A 15,660-nucleotide genomic window follows, 5' to 3' on the forward strand; every position below is an offset into this window, starting at 1 on the left:
GCCAACCTAGGCCAGTTCATCCATGGAACGGATGCACTTTCCAACAATACCGTATTCAATTGCCTCATCAACCGTCATCCAGTAATCGCGATCAGTATCTTTGGCAACTCGCTCTACTGGCTGACCGGTTTCCTCGGCAATCAACTTGTTGATACGAGCCCGCATTTTGACAATCTGCTCAGCCTGAATCTTGATGTCCGACGCACTGCCTCGCGAACCACCTGAGGGCTGGTGTACCAGGAAGCGGGTATTGGGCAGGGCAAAACGATGCTCTTTCCTTGCCGCCAGATAGATATTTGTCGCTGCGCTGGCCACCCAGCCGGTTCCGACAACCCGCACCTCAGGCCTGATGTATTTGATGATGTCGTAAACAACATCACCAGACTCAACGTGCCCGCCCGGGGAGCTGATGTAAAGTGTGATGGGATCGTCATTCTCACCAGCCAGCGCCAGTAGACGCTCGGTTACCTGTCGGGCCAACTTGTCGTTGATTTCGCCAAAAATGGTAACCGCGCGGGCCTGGAACAGCTTTTCATCCAGTAAACGCCCAGTGGCTGGTTCCCGCGCTTCAGGGGCGGACAACACTTCTTGCATAACAGACTCTCCAAGTATCTTTGACAAATTGCGATAGGCAAACAAAACAGCGCAATATCATACCACGGCCTGGCGATGCTCCCCGTCAGGATGCTGTTCGTCGCCAAGCGCGTTAAATGTGATAAGCAGCTGCGGCAGCAGTGTCAGCGCACCAATCAATGCAACCACCATGGCGACACTGGTCAGCAGACCGAATACCATCGTTGGTATGAAGTTTGAAAGCACCAGAATCGAGAAGCCGGCCACGATCGTCAGCGATGTGAAGTACATGGCACGGGCAATACTGTTATGACAGTAGTGCATGGTCTCGCGGTAGTTGCCGATGCGATGGAATTCGCGACGGAAACGATGCATGTAGTGGATTGTATTGTCGACACCAATACCAATCGAGATAGCTGCAATGGTGATGGTCATGATATCCAGCGGTATTCCCAGCCATCCCATGATGCCGAGCACCAGCGCCGCTGCAATCGCATTCGGAATGATGCACAACACAGCAATTTTCAGCGAACGGAACAGCACCAGGAACATCAGCATGATGGCACCCAGGACCACACCCAGTGTCAGGATCTGCGACTGATACAGGCTTTGCAGCACATTGTTGTAAAGCACCAGCATGCCGGTGACGCGCACCTCATCGGCCTCCAGGCCAAATTCTTCCTGCATGCCCTGCTGGACTTCCCTGATCAACTGGTCCCTGTTCAATTCCGGGTCGGATTCAATCACCCGGACATTAAAGCGCGCCTCATTGTGCTCAACGGACACAAATGGCGTCAGCACCGTGGAGCGCAGGTTCTCCGGCAGCATGGTGTACAAAAGCGCCCACAGAAAGCTATCTACCGGCTCTCCGCCATTCAGCTGCTCTGCCAGTTGCACAACAGCCCCAAATGAAAGCACTTTGCCGGTTCGCGGATGCTCGTCGAGGTATTCGTGCATACGTCTGATTTCATTCATTTTATCGGCAGTAAACCAGTACGCATTGTTGTCCTGATCAGACCCGCCGTCGTCGAAACCATCGTCAAAACCGTCATCAAACCCATCATCGAAGCTGTCCTGCACCTCAGGCAACTGGACCAGCACATCAAAAGACAGCGTTCCACCCAGCTTGTCATCAAACAGCTTCATGCCCTGGTAGATTTCGGTTTCTTCATCAAAGTAATCAATAAAGCTGTTTTCCACCTGCAGCCTCGAGATGCCCACTGCACTGACAACAAATACCAGTCCGTATACCCATAGCAGGGCTTTGCCGTGACGCTCAGTCAGTGTCGCCAGTGCGCCTGTTACATTCAGTTTGCGCATGGGTCTGTCAGCCAGCTTTTCTTTGGGTAGCAGGCTCATCAAGGCCGGGAACAGCAGGAACACTACGATCAGCGCTGTCAGCACGCCCATGACCATGATCCAGCCAAAGGAAATGATGGGCGTGATACCACTGACTACAAGCGAACCAAACGCCACGATAGTGGTCAGCGCCGTGTACAGACAGGGTCTGAACATGACCAGCACCGCGTGGCGCAGAAGCCGATCGTGAGGACTGTAATGCCGCGATGCCCTTAGCTCGCGGTAGCGCACTATCAGATGCACTGTCAGCGAGATGGTGATGATCAGCAGCAGTGACATGAAATTGGATGAAACGACTGTCACCCGCCAGTCCATGACACCGAGGATACCGACCACGATGAGCCCGGCTATGGCACAGCAGGCCAGCGGCAGAAACACCCAGCGCAAACGCCGAAAGATCAGCCCCAACGCAATCACTATAAAGGCAAAAACGCCAAGGCTGAATGTCGCCAGATCATTCTGGACAAAGGTGACCAGGTCGTCGGCGATCATCGGCGCTCCGCCCAGGTAAAGCTGGACCTCATCCTGATAGCCATTGAGGATTTCGCGTATCTGCGCGATATCCTGATGACGCAATTCGGCTGTCTCAACGCTATAGGCATCAAACTCTGCACTGACTTGCGCCAGCTCTTCGCGTTCCTGCGCACTGAGCCCTTCCGCGGCCTCCTTGTTAAGCAGCTCGGTACGGCGATTTATCAGTTCAATATAGCGCTCATCCTGCTGGAACGTCGCAAGCATGGCTCCCGTCTGACCATCAGGGCTGATAATCGCATTGTTAAATACGGGATTGTTCAGCAGCTCCTGACGTGCCGCCTCGCGATCGATGTCATCATCGGTCACGGTGGCATAATCCTCGGATATCCCGGTCAGCGGGGTATCCCCAAAAATTGGCACGTTAAGAAGGCTGTCGACAGAGACAATGCGCTCCATGGCCAGCAGTTCATCACGGATCGACGCCATGATGGCCAGCGATTCGTCGCTAAGCAGGTCCATATCCCGTGGCGTAAATGCGATCGTGACCGAGTCGCGCACTCCATAACGCTGATTGATGGTTCGTGAGTACTCGAGGTCCTCATCATCCTCCATCATCAAGGAATCCGCCGAAACATCCAGCCGAAAGTACTGGGCATACCAGGCGAACCCGCCGGTTATCACCAACAATAGCGCGATAACAAGCCAGGGTTTGTCGAATACCAGACGGGAATAGAATCGCGATACAGCAGAACGCATACAGGTCAACTTCCTTGAAAGGCCATTAGTCTGAACAGTGGCAGCACTATACCCTGTTACGGGCACTTCGTACCAACTGGATTGGAGCACAGCATCGGTGACGGCCAGCACTGGTGCCGCCCCCAGCCCTCTGCTATCTTCGTCGAACGCTCGATCTGTTGCACTACTTACTGAAATATCTCACAAATCGTCACAATTAGAGCCTTGATGCAGGTCAAGATTGTTGGTCTATTAGGGTGTGTAAGTCGTACAACAGCTATCAAAATATCGCTGCTTGGGAGTACCATGAAATTAATTCATGAGAAGAGCGGTATAAAGTGAGGCTGACAATGTCATTAAAGGAGTTTAAACCATGCGCAAGCTGATAACGGCAGTAATGATGTTGGCGATGCTGGGGGGCTGGTCGTCACTTAGCATGGCCCAGGAAGATGGCTACCTGAAAACCATCAAGGAATTTGAGCTGCAGGACCATATGGGTCAGATGCACACGCTGGATGAATACGCAGACAAGGAATATGTTGTCATGTATGTGCACGGCTCCGGCTGTCCAATCGCCCGCCTGTCAGTACCCAAGTACCAGGAAATTCGTCAGGAATACATGGACAAGAACATTGAATTCCTCATGCTGAACGCATTTGTGCAGGATGACATTCCGCGCATCGCTAAAGAAGCTGAAGAGTTCAATATCACATTCCCGATCCTGAAGGATGCTGACCAGTCTGTGGCACGTTCGCTGGGTGTGGAACGTACTGCAGAAGTATTCATCATCGACCCTCGCACACGCGAAGTGCACTATCGGGGCCCGATCGATGACTCGCTGGGCTACGAGACACAGCGCGTGACCACCGAGAACCATTATTTGCGTGATGCGCTGGATACCATCATGGCCGGCGGATCCGTCAACATGAACGACATCCCGGACGCCAAAGGCTGTCTGGTTGGTTACTTCCTTAGCTGATATCGCTGGGCTGGCCCACTGTGGTCAGCAGCGAAGGCCGTGACCGAATGAATTTCACGGCGGCACAAAAAAAGCCCGTTGTTATATGACAACGGGCTTTTTTATTGGGCTTTCAGCAGATGGTACGTGCAGTCATGACCACAGAGTCATGCGGCTCGCCGTCACTCCACGAAAGCGCGCTCAATTACATAATCTGCCTGAATGCCATGGCGAGACTCTTTAAACCCGGCAGCTTCCAGGATGCGGACCATATCCTTGAGCATGGACGGGCTGCCACACAGCATAAAGCGATCATGCTCCGGGTCAGGCTGGGGCTGGCCAATTTTTTCGGCCAGTGCGCCATTCTCCAGAATATCAGTTACACGCCCCTGGTTTTCAAACGGATCACGCGTCACGGTCGGATAATAGACCAGCTTCTCGCGAACGATATCTCCGAAGAACTCATTGTTGGGCAGCTCATTGGTGATGTAGTCACGATACGCCAGGTCGATGACACGACGAACACCGTGCACCAGCACAACACGCTCAAATCGCTCATAAACTTCAGGGTCGCGAATGATGCTCATGAAAGGCGCCAGGCCAGTGCCGGTGCCAACCAGATACAGGTTACGGCCAGGCAGCAGGTGATCGGCAACCAGCGTGCCGGTCGGCTTGCTGCTGATCAGCAGCTCGTCGCCCACCTTGATGTTCTGCAGGCGTGAGGTCAGCGGACCATCCGGAACCTTGATGCTGAAGAACTCCAGCTCTTCATCGTAGTTTGCGCTGGCGATACTGTATGCGCGCATCAGGGGTCGTCCATCGACTTCCATGCCAACCATGACAAAATGGCCATTCTCGAAACGCAGGCCCTTGTCACGTGTGGTGGTAAAACTAAACAGGGACTCGTTCCAGTGATGAACACTGGTAACACTCTGTTTTGATATTGCCGCCATAACTTCACTTCCTCGTCGTTCATACAGGATGGATTAGATGGCGCCATGGTAAGGTCGACATCAATATAAATAAAATGATTTAATAAAATATCCTTTATCGATTTTATAGATATAAGGTTCACGACGCGGATAAGACGGAGATCTGCCATGCATTACACCATCAGACAGCTCGAAGTGTTTCTCGCCATTGCCTGGCATGAGAATGTCTCCCAGGCCGCCGACGCCCTGTCAATGTCGCAGTCCGCGGCCAGCGCCTCACTGAAAGAGCTGGAGCAGCGATTCGACATACAACTGTTTGACCGTATCGGCAAACGACTGCAGCTAAACGATTTCGGCAAAAGTCTCAGACCGCGCGCTGAAGCCCTGCTCGCCCAGGCCGCCGAATTCGAAAATCTGCTGGCCGAGCGTGGCGAAATAGGCCATATCCAGGTAGGTGCAACACTGACAATTGGTAATTATCTGGCCGTCCCCATCATGGCGGAGTACATGAATCGCTACCCGGGCTCGCGCGTTGATCTGACTGTAGAAAATACACGTGCGATCACCCAGCGCGTATTGAATTTCGAACTTGATGTCGGCCTGGTCGAGGGTGAGCAACAGGACGACAATCTGGACGTCATCCCCTGGTATCAGGATGAACTGGCCCTGTTTTGCGCGCCAGACCATCCGCTTGCCGGACGGCCGACGCTGGATGATGATGACCTGCGGACCGCCGACTGGATTATCCGTGAAGCAGGCTCCGGTACGCGACAGGGCTTTGAACACGCGATGTACGGCCTGATGCCACGCATCAATGTGAGACTGGAACTGCAGCATACCGAGGCAATCAAACGTGCTGTCGAGGCTGGCCTGGGTATTGGCTGTCTGTCACGTATTACGCTGCAGGAAGCGTTCCGGCGTGGCAGCCTGCTCCCGCTGTATGCGCCCCATCGCGACTGGGTGCGCCAGTTCTACTTTATTATTCACAAGCAGAAGTATCGAACGGCAGGTATTCGCAACTGGCTGGCTCTGTGCCAGGAGGATGGTGCCGGGAACTTCAGCCACTATGGTCCTGATCAATAGGACGGACGCCAGCAGTTTAAGAAGGCTATCAGCCAATTTCAGCGAGCAGCTCGCGGGCTTTTTCGAACAGTACCGGATTCGCCACCAGGATGTTTTTATTATGCAGCACAGGGCTCACCCCCTCTGGTACTGGCAGAAAATGTCCGTATTGGGCACCAGCCTCGCGGGCAATCAGCTGAGCTGCCGCGAAATCCCAGACACTGAGGTTTTCGTAATAGATATCGAGCCGTCCCATGGCTACCCAGCAGATATCCAGAGCCGCCGATCCAATCCGACGCAGATCCGCGCAGTGCTGCAGCATGACGTCCAGGCGTTGCACCAGTAGCTGCATGTCTTCTTTGATGTAGGGAAAACCCGTTGCAAACAGTGCCCGGCGCAAATCCTGCTTCTCGCCAACCTTTATGCCTGTGTCGTTGATGAAGGCACCCTGGCCTTCTATGGCGTGAAACATTTCATCGCTGAAAGGGTTGTAGACGACCGCACTAATCACCCTTCCCTCTGACAACCACGCGATAGAAACGGCAGAATGGTCATGATCATGGGCATAGTTCACGGTGCCGTCGATCGGATCAATAATCCACAGAGGCGAGGTGATACTGCTGAGCTGATTAATATCCGGCGCCGACTCCTCAGCCAGTATCTGATGGTCAGGATATCTGTCACGTATGGCATCACAGATCAGCCGATCCACTTTGATGTCAGCCTCAGTCACCATTTCCTGGCCGGCATGCTTATAGGATTTCTCCGGACCACCCTGTGCCTGAAGCTCCGCCAGCATCATTGCGCCTGCCTGTCGGGCAATGGCCTGACTGAATGCCATCAGTTGCTTGATATCAATACTGGTCTGTTCCTTCATGACACCTCTATGTTCAAAGCATTGGAGAACTCATCCCGTCCCAGCTTGCCGGAGAAGAATGTGTTGAACGACAGGCTGACGCGCTGAATATCCTCCTGCACTGGAGGCACACCATGTCGAATGTGTGATGGAAACAGCAGCAAATCACCCGGCTCGGCCTGAATAAAGTAGTGCTTTGCGTTGTAATAGGTTTCCTGCTCGCGCATCAATTCAAACCACAGCTGATCCTCATTGCGATAGAAATTGATACCGTCACGCTGAGCCAGATAGATATAGAGAACACCGCTTACGACACTGTTGGGATGGGTGTGGATGTGGTGCGACTGATCCTTGCCCGACAGGGTCAGCCAGGACTGGGTGATTTTCAGGCGGACGTCATTGGAAGTCTTGAATACGGTATCCATATACGCAGCAAGCTGTGTCTCGATCATGGCCTTGATCTGCTGCATCGGTAGTGCGTTCAGAACATGTTTGTCCTGAGAAGAGAAATTGGAGATGGCCGCCACTGGCTGCTGCAGCGCTTCCCGAAAAAATGCCTGTTCGCTTTCACTGAATGACCGCCCCAGTTGTGCCCGACAAACCGGTACGGCAAACAGGTTCATCATCTGCTGGTCCATGGGCGCCTCATCCTGCCTGCAATCGTCTGGGTTGGCACTTTTGCAGGCGCGGACAAGTCTGTCAACTGATCAGGAGAGTTTGTTGTTATAAAGCCCTACCGTTGTGGAGCGCTCACCTGCGTAGTGGAGGTGGGTTTCCTCTTCGTCAACTGCGTTGCACTCTAGCGTTTGCTGGCTTGAATTGCCATCCGTGACAACCGACACAACACGCCGGGTCAACCAGCCAGAGTCATAGTCGTGCGACGCCTGCACGGGCAGCATCAGTAATGTCTCTGCCTTGTCGGATACCACTTTGGCCAGCGACACCTCTGGCATGCCGTTATCGGCAAGCTCCCAGGTAAGCGTTGCAGTTGCAGCCAGGAAGACGTAGCCAACTGTCATGGCGGTGGCGTGCATCACACGCACTGCTGCCAGAGCCCAGGCTGGCATGCGCAGCGCTGGCCAGGAACGTGCTGTTGGCGACGAATTTGTGGCTACCTTAGCCTGGCTGATGTCGCATTCGAGTGCCTGCGGCTGCGCGATCAGACGATAACCTCGCTTGGGCACAGTGACGATGTAACGTCGCTCTCTGCTGGTATCTCCCAGCAAGGTTCGCAGTTCCGACACGGCACGTGTCAGCACTTCTTCATTGATCACCACGCGCGGCCATACCTGCGACAGTAACTGCTCCCGGCTGGCAAACTGGCCGGGTGCGGCAATCAGTGCCAGCAATAAATCCATCAGCTTGGGCTCAACATGAACATGATGCCCGTTTTTGACAAATACTCCTGCCTCCGGAATTATCTGCCACTCCCCCAGTCGAAATCCTTCCCGATCATTCTTCATTATTAGCTCTCCGGCACTTGTTTGACAGTTACATTGACGCACGAGTGCACTGAAAGGTTTAAATACGCCTAAATTTTCTTCGGGTCAACGTACGAACGTAATCCGAAGGTTTTCCGAAGCATTCTTCCGGATACCCAAAGGCTCTGCGAAGTAATGACTGAGATCCTGACCTCACTGATCAATCAGCCACGAGGTACCAGGTATGAGTCTGAACTTCTCATTTGCCATGATTCTGGCAGGCGTCAACATGCTGGTTGCGGGTGCTGCCCATGCCGGCCAATCGTCAATCATTATGCCTGCGCAGTTTACTTCCGAAACACAGGCGGTGATCCATGCCGCAAATATTTACAACCCGGTGTCTGTCGAAGAAGATCGTGAATTCATGGGCATCATTTTTAGCGAGACAAGCAACGGGATTACGCTGTACGGCTACACGGTGGGTGCAGGCCATGCTGGACATGACCAGGTAACCGTCACTATCCAGGTGCCGGCCGGTGCACAGAAAGTCGCTTTCTGGCATACACATGGCGCACCACACTGGACCCGCAACTACTTTTCTACTACTGACACGGAACTGGCAGAGCAATGGCAGATCCCGATCTATCTTGCAGCGCCTGATGGCAAACTGCGCGTGTATGAGCCAGGTGACTCAACCCTGGGCTGGCGACGAGCCCGGCAACTGGGACTGGCAGGCGAAGACGGAGCCAGCAGCGGAAAGCTGGTCAAAGCAGCCGGCTCATCCGACCCCGTGAGGATCAGGGCATAAGGTCCAGAGCAGGGCTGCTGAACTCCATCTGGGTTGCAGTGGCCCGTGCCAGGGACGGCGATATTAATCGCGACACCAGATACAGACTCATGTCGATGCCTGCTGTAATCCCCGCTGAGGTCACAATATTGTCAGCAACGACCCAGCGTGTTTCCGGGTCGGGATCGACCTGCAGATGCGGGAACTGGCGTTTCAGATCGGCTTTGTCTTCCCAATGGGTGGTTACATTTTGATTTTTTAATATGCCTGCCGCCGCGAGCAGAAAGGCGCCGGTGCAGACAGAAGCGACCACCCCGGCTGTGGCAGCAGCGCCAGCCAGCCACTGCTGCACTGGCCGCTTGTGCATTTCATCTGTGTGGTCGCCTCCGGAAATCAGCAGCACATCAAGGTGTGGATGTTCCTCCATGCTGAAGTCTGACATGACCTGATAGCCAGCCCGCGCAGTCACCAGGCCGCCGTGCTGGCTGATCAGCCAGGTATTAAAGACTGGCTCGCCGTGCTTGAAAGCCTCGCGTCCTGCAATACGAGTGGCGGTTGTGAACACCTCAAAAGGGCCCGAAAAATCCAGCACCTCCGCCCGTTCATAAATATAGATACCGATATTGATAGTCATCGGGTCACTCCGGGGCTGATGAGGGCAAAGACAGAACATAACGACTCAGCAGGTTAATCTGCGTGTCATTCAGTTGCAGCGCAAACGCTGGCATTTCCACACCCCCATCGCTGATCATGCGCTGAACCCGGGTCTGGTCAACAAGACCGGTCAGCGATGGCGCCGAGCCGCCGGGCAATCCCGCTCCGGCATTTCCATGACAGGCCGCACAGGCTTGTTCGAAAAGAGCCATTGCAGACTGTCGTTCTTCTTCAGACAAACTAACCACCGCCATACTTGCGGACGCGGAAGTGGTCACTGCAGTCCCGGAGCCCGTTGTGCCTGCACCGCTTGCAGAGTCGGCCACCGGCGCGCCCGGCAGTGCCAGCGCAACCAGTTCGGCCGGGTGCTCTGCCGTTGCTACCGCAATCACGATGTATTGAAAGCCATCATGAAAATACGTCATCGGGGCGCCGCTTGCTTTAGCGGGCAGCTCCAGCTCCGCCAATACTTCCCCTGTTGCTTTGTTGTAAGCCCTGAACATCGGCCCGCCAGGGTCTCCGCTCAGATGGCCTGCCTCAGCCAGAAACAATAATTCGGCCGTCAGGAGAGGCGATGGCCGGATCATGGGGTGCCCCATATTGGCAAAGTCCAGATCCAGACCCTGCAGGGCCGGGTGTTCCTTAATGTAGTCAGAAGCCGGACCAATGCTGCGCGACCAGATGTGCTCGCCACGGTTCATATCCGTTGCGGTTATCAGACTCCATGGTGGACGTGTAACAGGCAAACCGCGCGGACCCTGAATGAACACTGATGGTGCACGCAGGAACCGCCAGTCAGTGCGACCTGGCTCCGGGTCAAGCAGACCAGCCGCCATCGGCGCGTTGCGTAACGGCACAAACATCATGCCCGTCTCTGGGTCGAAGGCAGCGCCATTCCAGTTGGAGCCGCCCTGATAGCCAGGGTTAACCCAGGTGCCCTGTGTACCACCCTCTCTTATTGGAGTCGGAGGCATATACATGGGGCCGGTCACATACTGGGCCGCAATCGCCAGGGCCTCTGAGCGTAGTTCGGGAGTGAAATCGATCAGGTCCTCTTCGTGAAAACCCTGAGAGAGATAAGGTGGCGGCCGGGTCGGAAAGGGTTGTGTCGCCGAGCTTTGTTCGCCAGGCACTTCGCTTTGAGGCACCGCACGGTCCTCTATCGGCCACAATGGCTCACCGGTGATGCGGTCGAATACAAATGACATGCCCTGCTTCGTCAGCTGGGTAACAGCCTTCACGTGGCGCCCATCCACAAGCACATCACCAAGGATCGGCGCAGCTGGCGGATCATAATCCCACAGCCCGTGTCGCGTCAGTTGATAGTGCCAGACCAGCTCTCCAGTGCGGCCATCGAGACAGACCAGACTCTGCGCAAACAGATTGTCACCGTGTCGATGACCACCATAAAAATCATTGGACCCTGCTTCTACCGGCAAGTAGATATAGCCCGTCTCCTCATCGACGCTCATCATTGACCAGACACCGGTATTTCCTGCATAGCGCCAGGAGTCACTCTCCCAGGTCTCGTGCCCCGGTTCACCAGGCTGCGGTATTGTATTGAAGCGCCAGAGCAGCTCACCTGTGCGAACATCGAAGCCGCGGATATGACCCGGCGTTGCGGCCACATTGGGTGCGGTGATTGTACCGACAACCTGAGCCACAACCACATCGCCAACAATGGCAGGAGGCGATGACGAGCCTACGGAATCAGCATCAGATCCATCAGGGTAGAGACCTTCTTTCAAAAACACGGCGCCGTTTTCGCCAAAAGCCGTGTCCGCCCGTCCAGTCCTGGCATCTATGGACAACAGACGCCCATCGAGAGTGTTGTGAAATATTCGCGCCTGCTCGCCGTCCGTCCAGTACGCCAATGATCGACTACCCAGTCCCAGGCCGCGGTCATCCACAGACGCCGGTTGTGGATCGTACTGCCATAATACCTCGCCATTTGCCGGGTCCAGAGCAACCACCTGGTGCTGACCACTTGGCACATACAGAACGCCATCCACCATCAGCGGTGTTGCTTTCAGGTTTCGATCCGGCCGATCGCCCAATGGCAGGGCTTGCCAGCGCCACACGGCCTGAAGGGAATGAACATTTTCGGCGTTGATCTGCGACAGGTTCGAGTAGCGAGTGAAACCCTGATCACCACCCCAGGTGTGCCACTCACCATCGGGGGCCCCATATTGCGCCCCCGCCGGGACAGCCAGCGCCATCAGTAGCAGAACACCGGATGACCGTGAGCTAGTTGAGCGCACGCTGTTCCACAATCTCCTGCAAACGTCCGACCGACGTCTCGAGGGCATCTCTGGCCTCTTCATCATGATTAACCTTGGACAAAACGAAGTATGCAGTACGGGCCACCTGACGCCATCTAGGATTGGAGGGTAGTTTCTCAAGCGACAGGTAACGATTCATTGACCGCGTACGCAGACGCCCGTTATCGACGCTGACACTCCAGATTCGGCTCTTTTCTGCCAGATCAATAATGGACTCGCCGGTGATTTTCTGCCAGTAGTAGTGACAGTCCTGCATGACTTTCACCAAAGCTTCGCGATAAGCCTCCTCGCTGTCCTCATTATCCACACTGAGTGTGGTAGAGAGTTTGGAGATCAGCGAGTCTATATACTTCAGCTCGTCGACCAGCTCACTGTGTTTGTGCAGATCCTCGGGTTTGATATTCGACAGATATTCGCCAAGGGTCTGTGTCCGCTCCACGTTGCGGTTAATCTCGGCAACAATCTGCGGCAGGCTGAGCGACTCCGGATCATTATTATCCGTTTCCTGATCAGGAGACGCCGACATAGCTGCCGATCTGTCTTTTTCAAATACGATCAGATAAAACTCCTGATCCATCTGATCAATAGTCAGCAGACAGAAACGACCTGTTTCTCCCGCAAGCTCAAAGTCGAAATATTCAATGTCCTCACGCCGCGAAATCATCGCCTCGTTAAACGGAAAATGAACCGCATCAGCAAGCGCCGGTGAACGATTGATCAATGCATCAGCGACGCGATTAACTGACTGTTGCAGATAGTCCTGACTATTGATATCGAGCAATTGCTGGGCAGGTTCGTTGGCATAGATCAAAACCCCGGCTTCATCAACCGCAAGCAATGGGTCACCTGTCACATCCAGCAGCGCTGCAAGCCGCTGCTCTCGTTGGCGCAATCGTTTCTCGTTTTCTTCGTATCGCTGCAATTGCCAGTTGAGGCGCTGGTTGTCGCGCCGGACCTGCTGCAGCAACATCAGCTCAAACTGTTTATCAATTCTGACTCGCAGCTCTTCTTTGCTGAAAGGCTTGGTGATGTAGTCGTTAGCGCCCAGACTAAGACCTTTGACAAGGTCCTCAGCGCGGTTTTTAGCAGTAAGAATCACAATTGGGAGTTCATCCGCGTCATAGCGTTTACGCATGATCTGGCATACCTGGTAGCCGGTCATGACGGGCATCATCAGGTCCAGTATCACCATATCAGGCTTGACCTGACTGAGCTTCTCCAGCGCCTCTGCGCCACTGAGAGCCGTTATCAGGTCGTAGTGTTCCGACAAGTGTGATTCCACAATCCTGAGGTTCAGATACTCATCGTCAACCACCAGAATACGCCCGCGTGACTTGCGGTTCCGGGCAGGACTCTCCATTACAGTCGTATCTGATGCATCGTCAGATGCCCGACGTCGATCAACATTCAGACCGGTTGCCTTCAGCGCCGCAGACAGCTCAGCCGGAGCATTTATATCAACACTGAGGTCCTTACTGGCCTGGGCACTGTCCTGCTTTGCTGCTTTCTTGCCTTCAGGCAGGGCCTTCTTCAGTGGGAGATCAAAGTAGAACAGTGATCCCTCGCCCTGCGTGCTGCGCAACACAATCTCCGAGCCATGCAGTTCAAGCAGGCGCTGCGAAATAGAGAGTCCAAGCCCTGTTCCACCTGCTTTTCGTGCCTCGGCAGAGTCAACCTGGTAGAAACGCTGGAATATCTGTTTCTGATCCTCAGCCGAAATGCCGATACCGGTATCACGAACGGAAACCCGCACATCCAGATCCAGAACTTCAACCGCAATAGTGACACTGCCATGCGGCGTAAACTTGATGGCATTGGCCACCAGGTTGAACAACACCTGCTGCAGCCGATCCTCGTCTCCTTCAACAATTACCTGCCCCGGCGGATAATTTTCAACCAGCTTGATGGGTTTCTCACCAATCAAAGGACGCGTCATGCGGACCACAACCTCACAAACCTCTTTCAGGTCAGTGTCGTTACGATTAAGCGCCAGCTGTCCATTTTTCATGGCGGAGAAGTCAATGACATCATTGACCAGACTTGAGAGCCGTTGCGCGCTGACCTTCATCAAGGTCAATGTTTCACGCTGCGATGTTGTCAGTGTGGTCGACTGCTGATCTGCCAGCATGATTTCGGCCAGGCCGATGATGCCAGTCAGTGGCGTGCGCAACTCGTGTGACACATTGGCGATAAACTCTTCTTTGACGCTGTCGGCTTGCTGCAGAGCATCAATTTTTAACTGATTGGCCTTCAGCAGGTCTTCCTGAGCCGCGCGGTAGCCCTCCATCATGTTCTGCAGTCGATCACTGAGTCCGACGGCCAGCACGGTGATCGCCAGCAGTGATGCCAGCTGAATGCCGTTGTAGGCGAGCAGTGGCGGAATCAATACACCCAGACGCTGAGTCAGTTCCAGCAACACACCGACCAGCAGTATGATCCATGCAGAGATGAAAAAACTCGCTGCCCGAGAACCGCGCCGCTGCGCCCGCAGTGCTCCAATCGAGATGATCAGCATATTGAAGGCCGTTGCTGTCAACGCCATACGATTAACCAGCGACGCGTTTAGCACGAATGAAATCACGATGGCAGCCGCCACCACCAGAATATAGATTGTGGCCGCACGGTCGATACGTCGGTCAATCTGTGGCAGATTGAGGAAGCGCTGGACAAAGGCCATGACAAACAGACAGACCAGTAATGCGATGACTCCGGTGGCTTTATTGGACCACTGAGGACTTTCTGGCCACAGGTACTGATAGGCCAGCCCCATGGAAGTCAGTGAGTACAGGCCGCCGAACAGCACGATCAGACCGAAGTACAGGAAACCTGTTTCACGGCTGGTGTGCCAGACAGTAAAACTGTAGATCGCAATCATCAGCATCAGGCCAAAATAAAGACCCGAGGTGAACAGGGATCGCTGGGACTCTGATGCAAAGAACTGCTCATCACCCAGCATCAGTGGGAATTGGAGTGAGCCGGAAGTCTCTACCCGGAAATAGATTGACTGCGCCTGATCAGGCAACACAGGGAATTCAAAGTTGATACTGCGGTGTGCACGATCGCGGGCACGAAATGGCAAGGAGGCGCCGGCTGACTTTTGTACCCATTCACCTTCTTCCTGAAAGTAAAAGTCCACGCGAGTCAGTTGCGTGAAGGTTGTGAAAGCAATCCACTGTTCCGGTTCGTCAAAGCGATTATCCAGATCGACCCTCACCCAGAGGGCACCGCCGCGATAACCGAGATTTGGCTGTCCTGGAGCAACCCAGGGCTGGCCCTGCGTTTCCAGCTGCAGACGTGCCTGATCAAAGCTCAGTTCGCCCTCGGCATCGTCCAGCAGCAGCATTTCGGAACCTGGCACCATACCGCCGCCAAAGCTGTCCAGATCCAGAGCGCTGACAGGCCTGGCGAACAGCAATAGCAGCAGGATTGCCCATAGCAGGAACATCACCCCAAGGTGAATTTCCCCAGGATGAGCGGCCGCACTCACCGTTCTGGAATCGGTTTTGTAGTTATCGCAATGCTCTCTGGTTTCCATACCGGGCCTGTGACGCTGTCGGGTATACTCAA

The 15,660-nt window shown here is 54.3% G+C and carries 12 protein-coding genes; 3 read left to right on the forward strand and 9 right to left on the reverse strand.

What is annotated here, in order from left to right:
* Nucleotides 1-6 precede the first annotated feature (6 nt).
* Nucleotides 7-594 carry an ATP-dependent Clp protease proteolytic subunit gene (locus LVD14_RS00580; RefSeq protein ID WP_237132085.1) on the reverse strand — a complete coding sequence of 196 codons (588 nt, stop codon included), beginning with the start codon at nt 592-594 and terminating at the stop codon, nt 7-9.
* A gap of 57 nt (nt 595-651) precedes the next feature.
* Nucleotides 652-3,162, reverse strand: a complete 2,511-nt coding sequence (locus LVD14_RS00585) for an efflux RND transporter permease subunit (RefSeq protein WP_237132086.1) — start codon at nt 3,160-3,162, stop codon at nt 652-654.
* A 352-nt stretch (nt 3,163-3,514) separates the two neighbouring features.
* Here LVD14_RS00585 and LVD14_RS00590 point away from each other — a divergent pair, with 352 nt between their 5' ends.
* On the forward strand, nt 3,515-4,120 hold the full coding sequence (locus LVD14_RS00590; RefSeq protein WP_237132087.1) for a redoxin domain-containing protein: 606 nt from the start codon (nt 3,515-3,517) through the stop codon (nt 4,118-4,120).
* 161 nt (nt 4,121-4,281) lie between these two features.
* Here the strand turns inward: LVD14_RS00590 and LVD14_RS00595 are convergent, their stop codons facing one another.
* Complete coding sequence (locus tag LVD14_RS00595) at nt 4,282-5,052, reverse strand: ferredoxin--NADP reductase (protein WP_237132088.1); 771 nt, start codon at nt 5,050-5,052, stop codon at nt 4,282-4,284.
* 147 nt (nt 5,053-5,199) lie between these two features.
* Between LVD14_RS00595 and LVD14_RS00600 the strand changes: the two genes are divergently transcribed.
* On the forward strand, nt 5,200-6,114 hold the full coding sequence (locus tag LVD14_RS00600) for a LysR family transcriptional regulator (protein ID WP_237132089.1): 915 nt from the start codon (nt 5,200-5,202) through the stop codon (nt 6,112-6,114).
* Nucleotides 6,115-6,142: 28 nt separating this feature from the next.
* Here the strand turns inward: LVD14_RS00600 and LVD14_RS00605 are convergent, their stop codons facing one another.
* From LVD14_RS00605 to LVD14_RS00615, 3 genes are all read right to left on the reverse strand, one after another.
* On the reverse strand, nt 6,143-6,970 hold the full coding sequence (locus LVD14_RS00605) for an inositol monophosphatase family protein (RefSeq protein WP_237132090.1): 828 nt from the start codon (nt 6,968-6,970) through the stop codon (nt 6,143-6,145).
* Complete coding sequence (locus LVD14_RS00610; protein ID WP_237132091.1) at nt 6,967-7,587, reverse strand: TIGR02466 family protein; 621 nt, start codon at nt 7,585-7,587, stop codon at nt 6,967-6,969. Before LVD14_RS00610 ends, LVD14_RS00605 begins: the two co-directional genes overlap by 4 nt.
* Before the next feature lie 69 nt (nt 7,588-7,656).
* The gene (locus LVD14_RS00615; RefSeq protein ID WP_237132092.1) at nt 7,657-8,412 is read right to left on the reverse strand and encodes a transcriptional regulator; all 756 of its coding nucleotides are present in this window, start codon (nt 8,410-8,412) and stop codon (nt 7,657-7,659) included.
* Between the two features lie 202 nt (nt 8,413-8,614).
* On the opposite strand from LVD14_RS00615, the gene LVD14_RS00620 reads away from it, so the two are divergent.
* Nucleotides 8,615-9,178: a DUF4329 domain-containing protein gene (locus tag LVD14_RS00620; protein WP_237132093.1), complete on the forward strand. Its 564-nt coding sequence runs from the start codon at nt 8,615-8,617 to the stop codon at nt 9,176-9,178.
* Here LVD14_RS00620 and LVD14_RS00625 read toward each other — a convergent pair.
* The 3 genes from LVD14_RS00625 to LVD14_RS00635 are packed head-to-tail and all read right to left on the reverse strand — an operon-like array spanning nt 9,168 to nt 15,628.
* The gene (locus tag LVD14_RS00625; RefSeq protein ID WP_272907146.1) at nt 9,168-9,791 is read right to left on the reverse strand and encodes a DJ-1/PfpI family protein; all 624 of its coding nucleotides are present in this window, start codon (nt 9,789-9,791) and stop codon (nt 9,168-9,170) included. The genes LVD14_RS00620 and LVD14_RS00625 overlap by 11 nt on opposite strands.
* A gap of 4 nt (nt 9,792-9,795) precedes the next feature.
* Nucleotides 9,796-12,072: a PQQ-binding-like beta-propeller repeat protein gene (locus tag LVD14_RS00630; RefSeq protein ID WP_237132094.1), complete on the reverse strand. Its 2,277-nt coding sequence runs from the start codon at nt 12,070-12,072 to the stop codon at nt 9,796-9,798.
* Nucleotides 12,059-15,628, reverse strand: coding sequence for a 7TM diverse intracellular signaling domain-containing protein (locus tag LVD14_RS00635; RefSeq protein ID WP_237132095.1), 3,570 nt, complete (start codon nt 15,626-15,628; stop codon nt 12,059-12,061). Before LVD14_RS00635 ends, LVD14_RS00630 begins: the two co-directional genes overlap by 14 nt.
* Between the last annotated feature and the right edge of the window lie 32 nt (nt 15,629-15,660).

Origin of the sequence: Pseudohongiella sp. O18, from assembly GCF_021729085.1 — a bacterium.
GTDB lineage: Bacteria > Pseudomonadota > Gammaproteobacteria > Pseudomonadales > Pseudohongiellaceae > Pseudohongiella.

Bases quoted from the DNA above. Each gene is read 5' to 3' on its own strand.
- LVD14_RS00580 (WP_237132085.1), bottom strand. From the start codon at position 594: ATGCAAGAAGTGTTGTCCGCCCCTGAAGCGCGGGAACCAGCCACTGGG.
- LVD14_RS00585 (WP_237132086.1), bottom strand. From the start codon at position 3,162: ATGCGTTCTGCTGTATCGCGATTCTATTCCCGTCTGGTATTCGACAAA.
- LVD14_RS00590 (WP_237132087.1), top strand. From the start codon at position 3,515: ATGCGCAAGCTGATAACGGCAGTAATGATGTTGGCGATGCTGGGGGGC.
- LVD14_RS00595 (WP_237132088.1), bottom strand. From the start codon at position 5,052: ATGGCGGCAATATCAAAACAGAGTGTTACCAGTGTTCATCACTGGAAC.
- LVD14_RS00600 (WP_237132089.1), top strand. From the start codon at position 5,200: ATGCATTACACCATCAGACAGCTCGAAGTGTTTCTCGCCATTGCCTGG.
- LVD14_RS00605 (WP_237132090.1), bottom strand. From the start codon at position 6,970: ATGAAGGAACAGACCAGTATTGATATCAAGCAACTGATGGCATTCAGT.
- LVD14_RS00610 (WP_237132091.1), bottom strand. From the start codon at position 7,587: ATGGACCAGCAGATGATGAACCTGTTTGCCGTACCGGTTTGTCGGGCA.
- LVD14_RS00615 (WP_237132092.1), bottom strand. From the start codon at position 8,412: ATGAAGAATGATCGGGAAGGATTTCGACTGGGGGAGTGGCAGATAATT.
- LVD14_RS00620 (WP_237132093.1), top strand. From the start codon at position 8,615: ATGAGTCTGAACTTCTCATTTGCCATGATTCTGGCAGGCGTCAACATG.
- LVD14_RS00625 (WP_272907146.1), bottom strand. From the start codon at position 9,791: ATGACTATCAATATCGGTATCTATATTTATGAACGGGCGGAGGTGCTG.
- LVD14_RS00635 (WP_237132095.1), bottom strand. From the start codon at position 15,628: ATGGAAACCAGAGAGCATTGCGATAACTACAAAACCGATTCCAGAACG.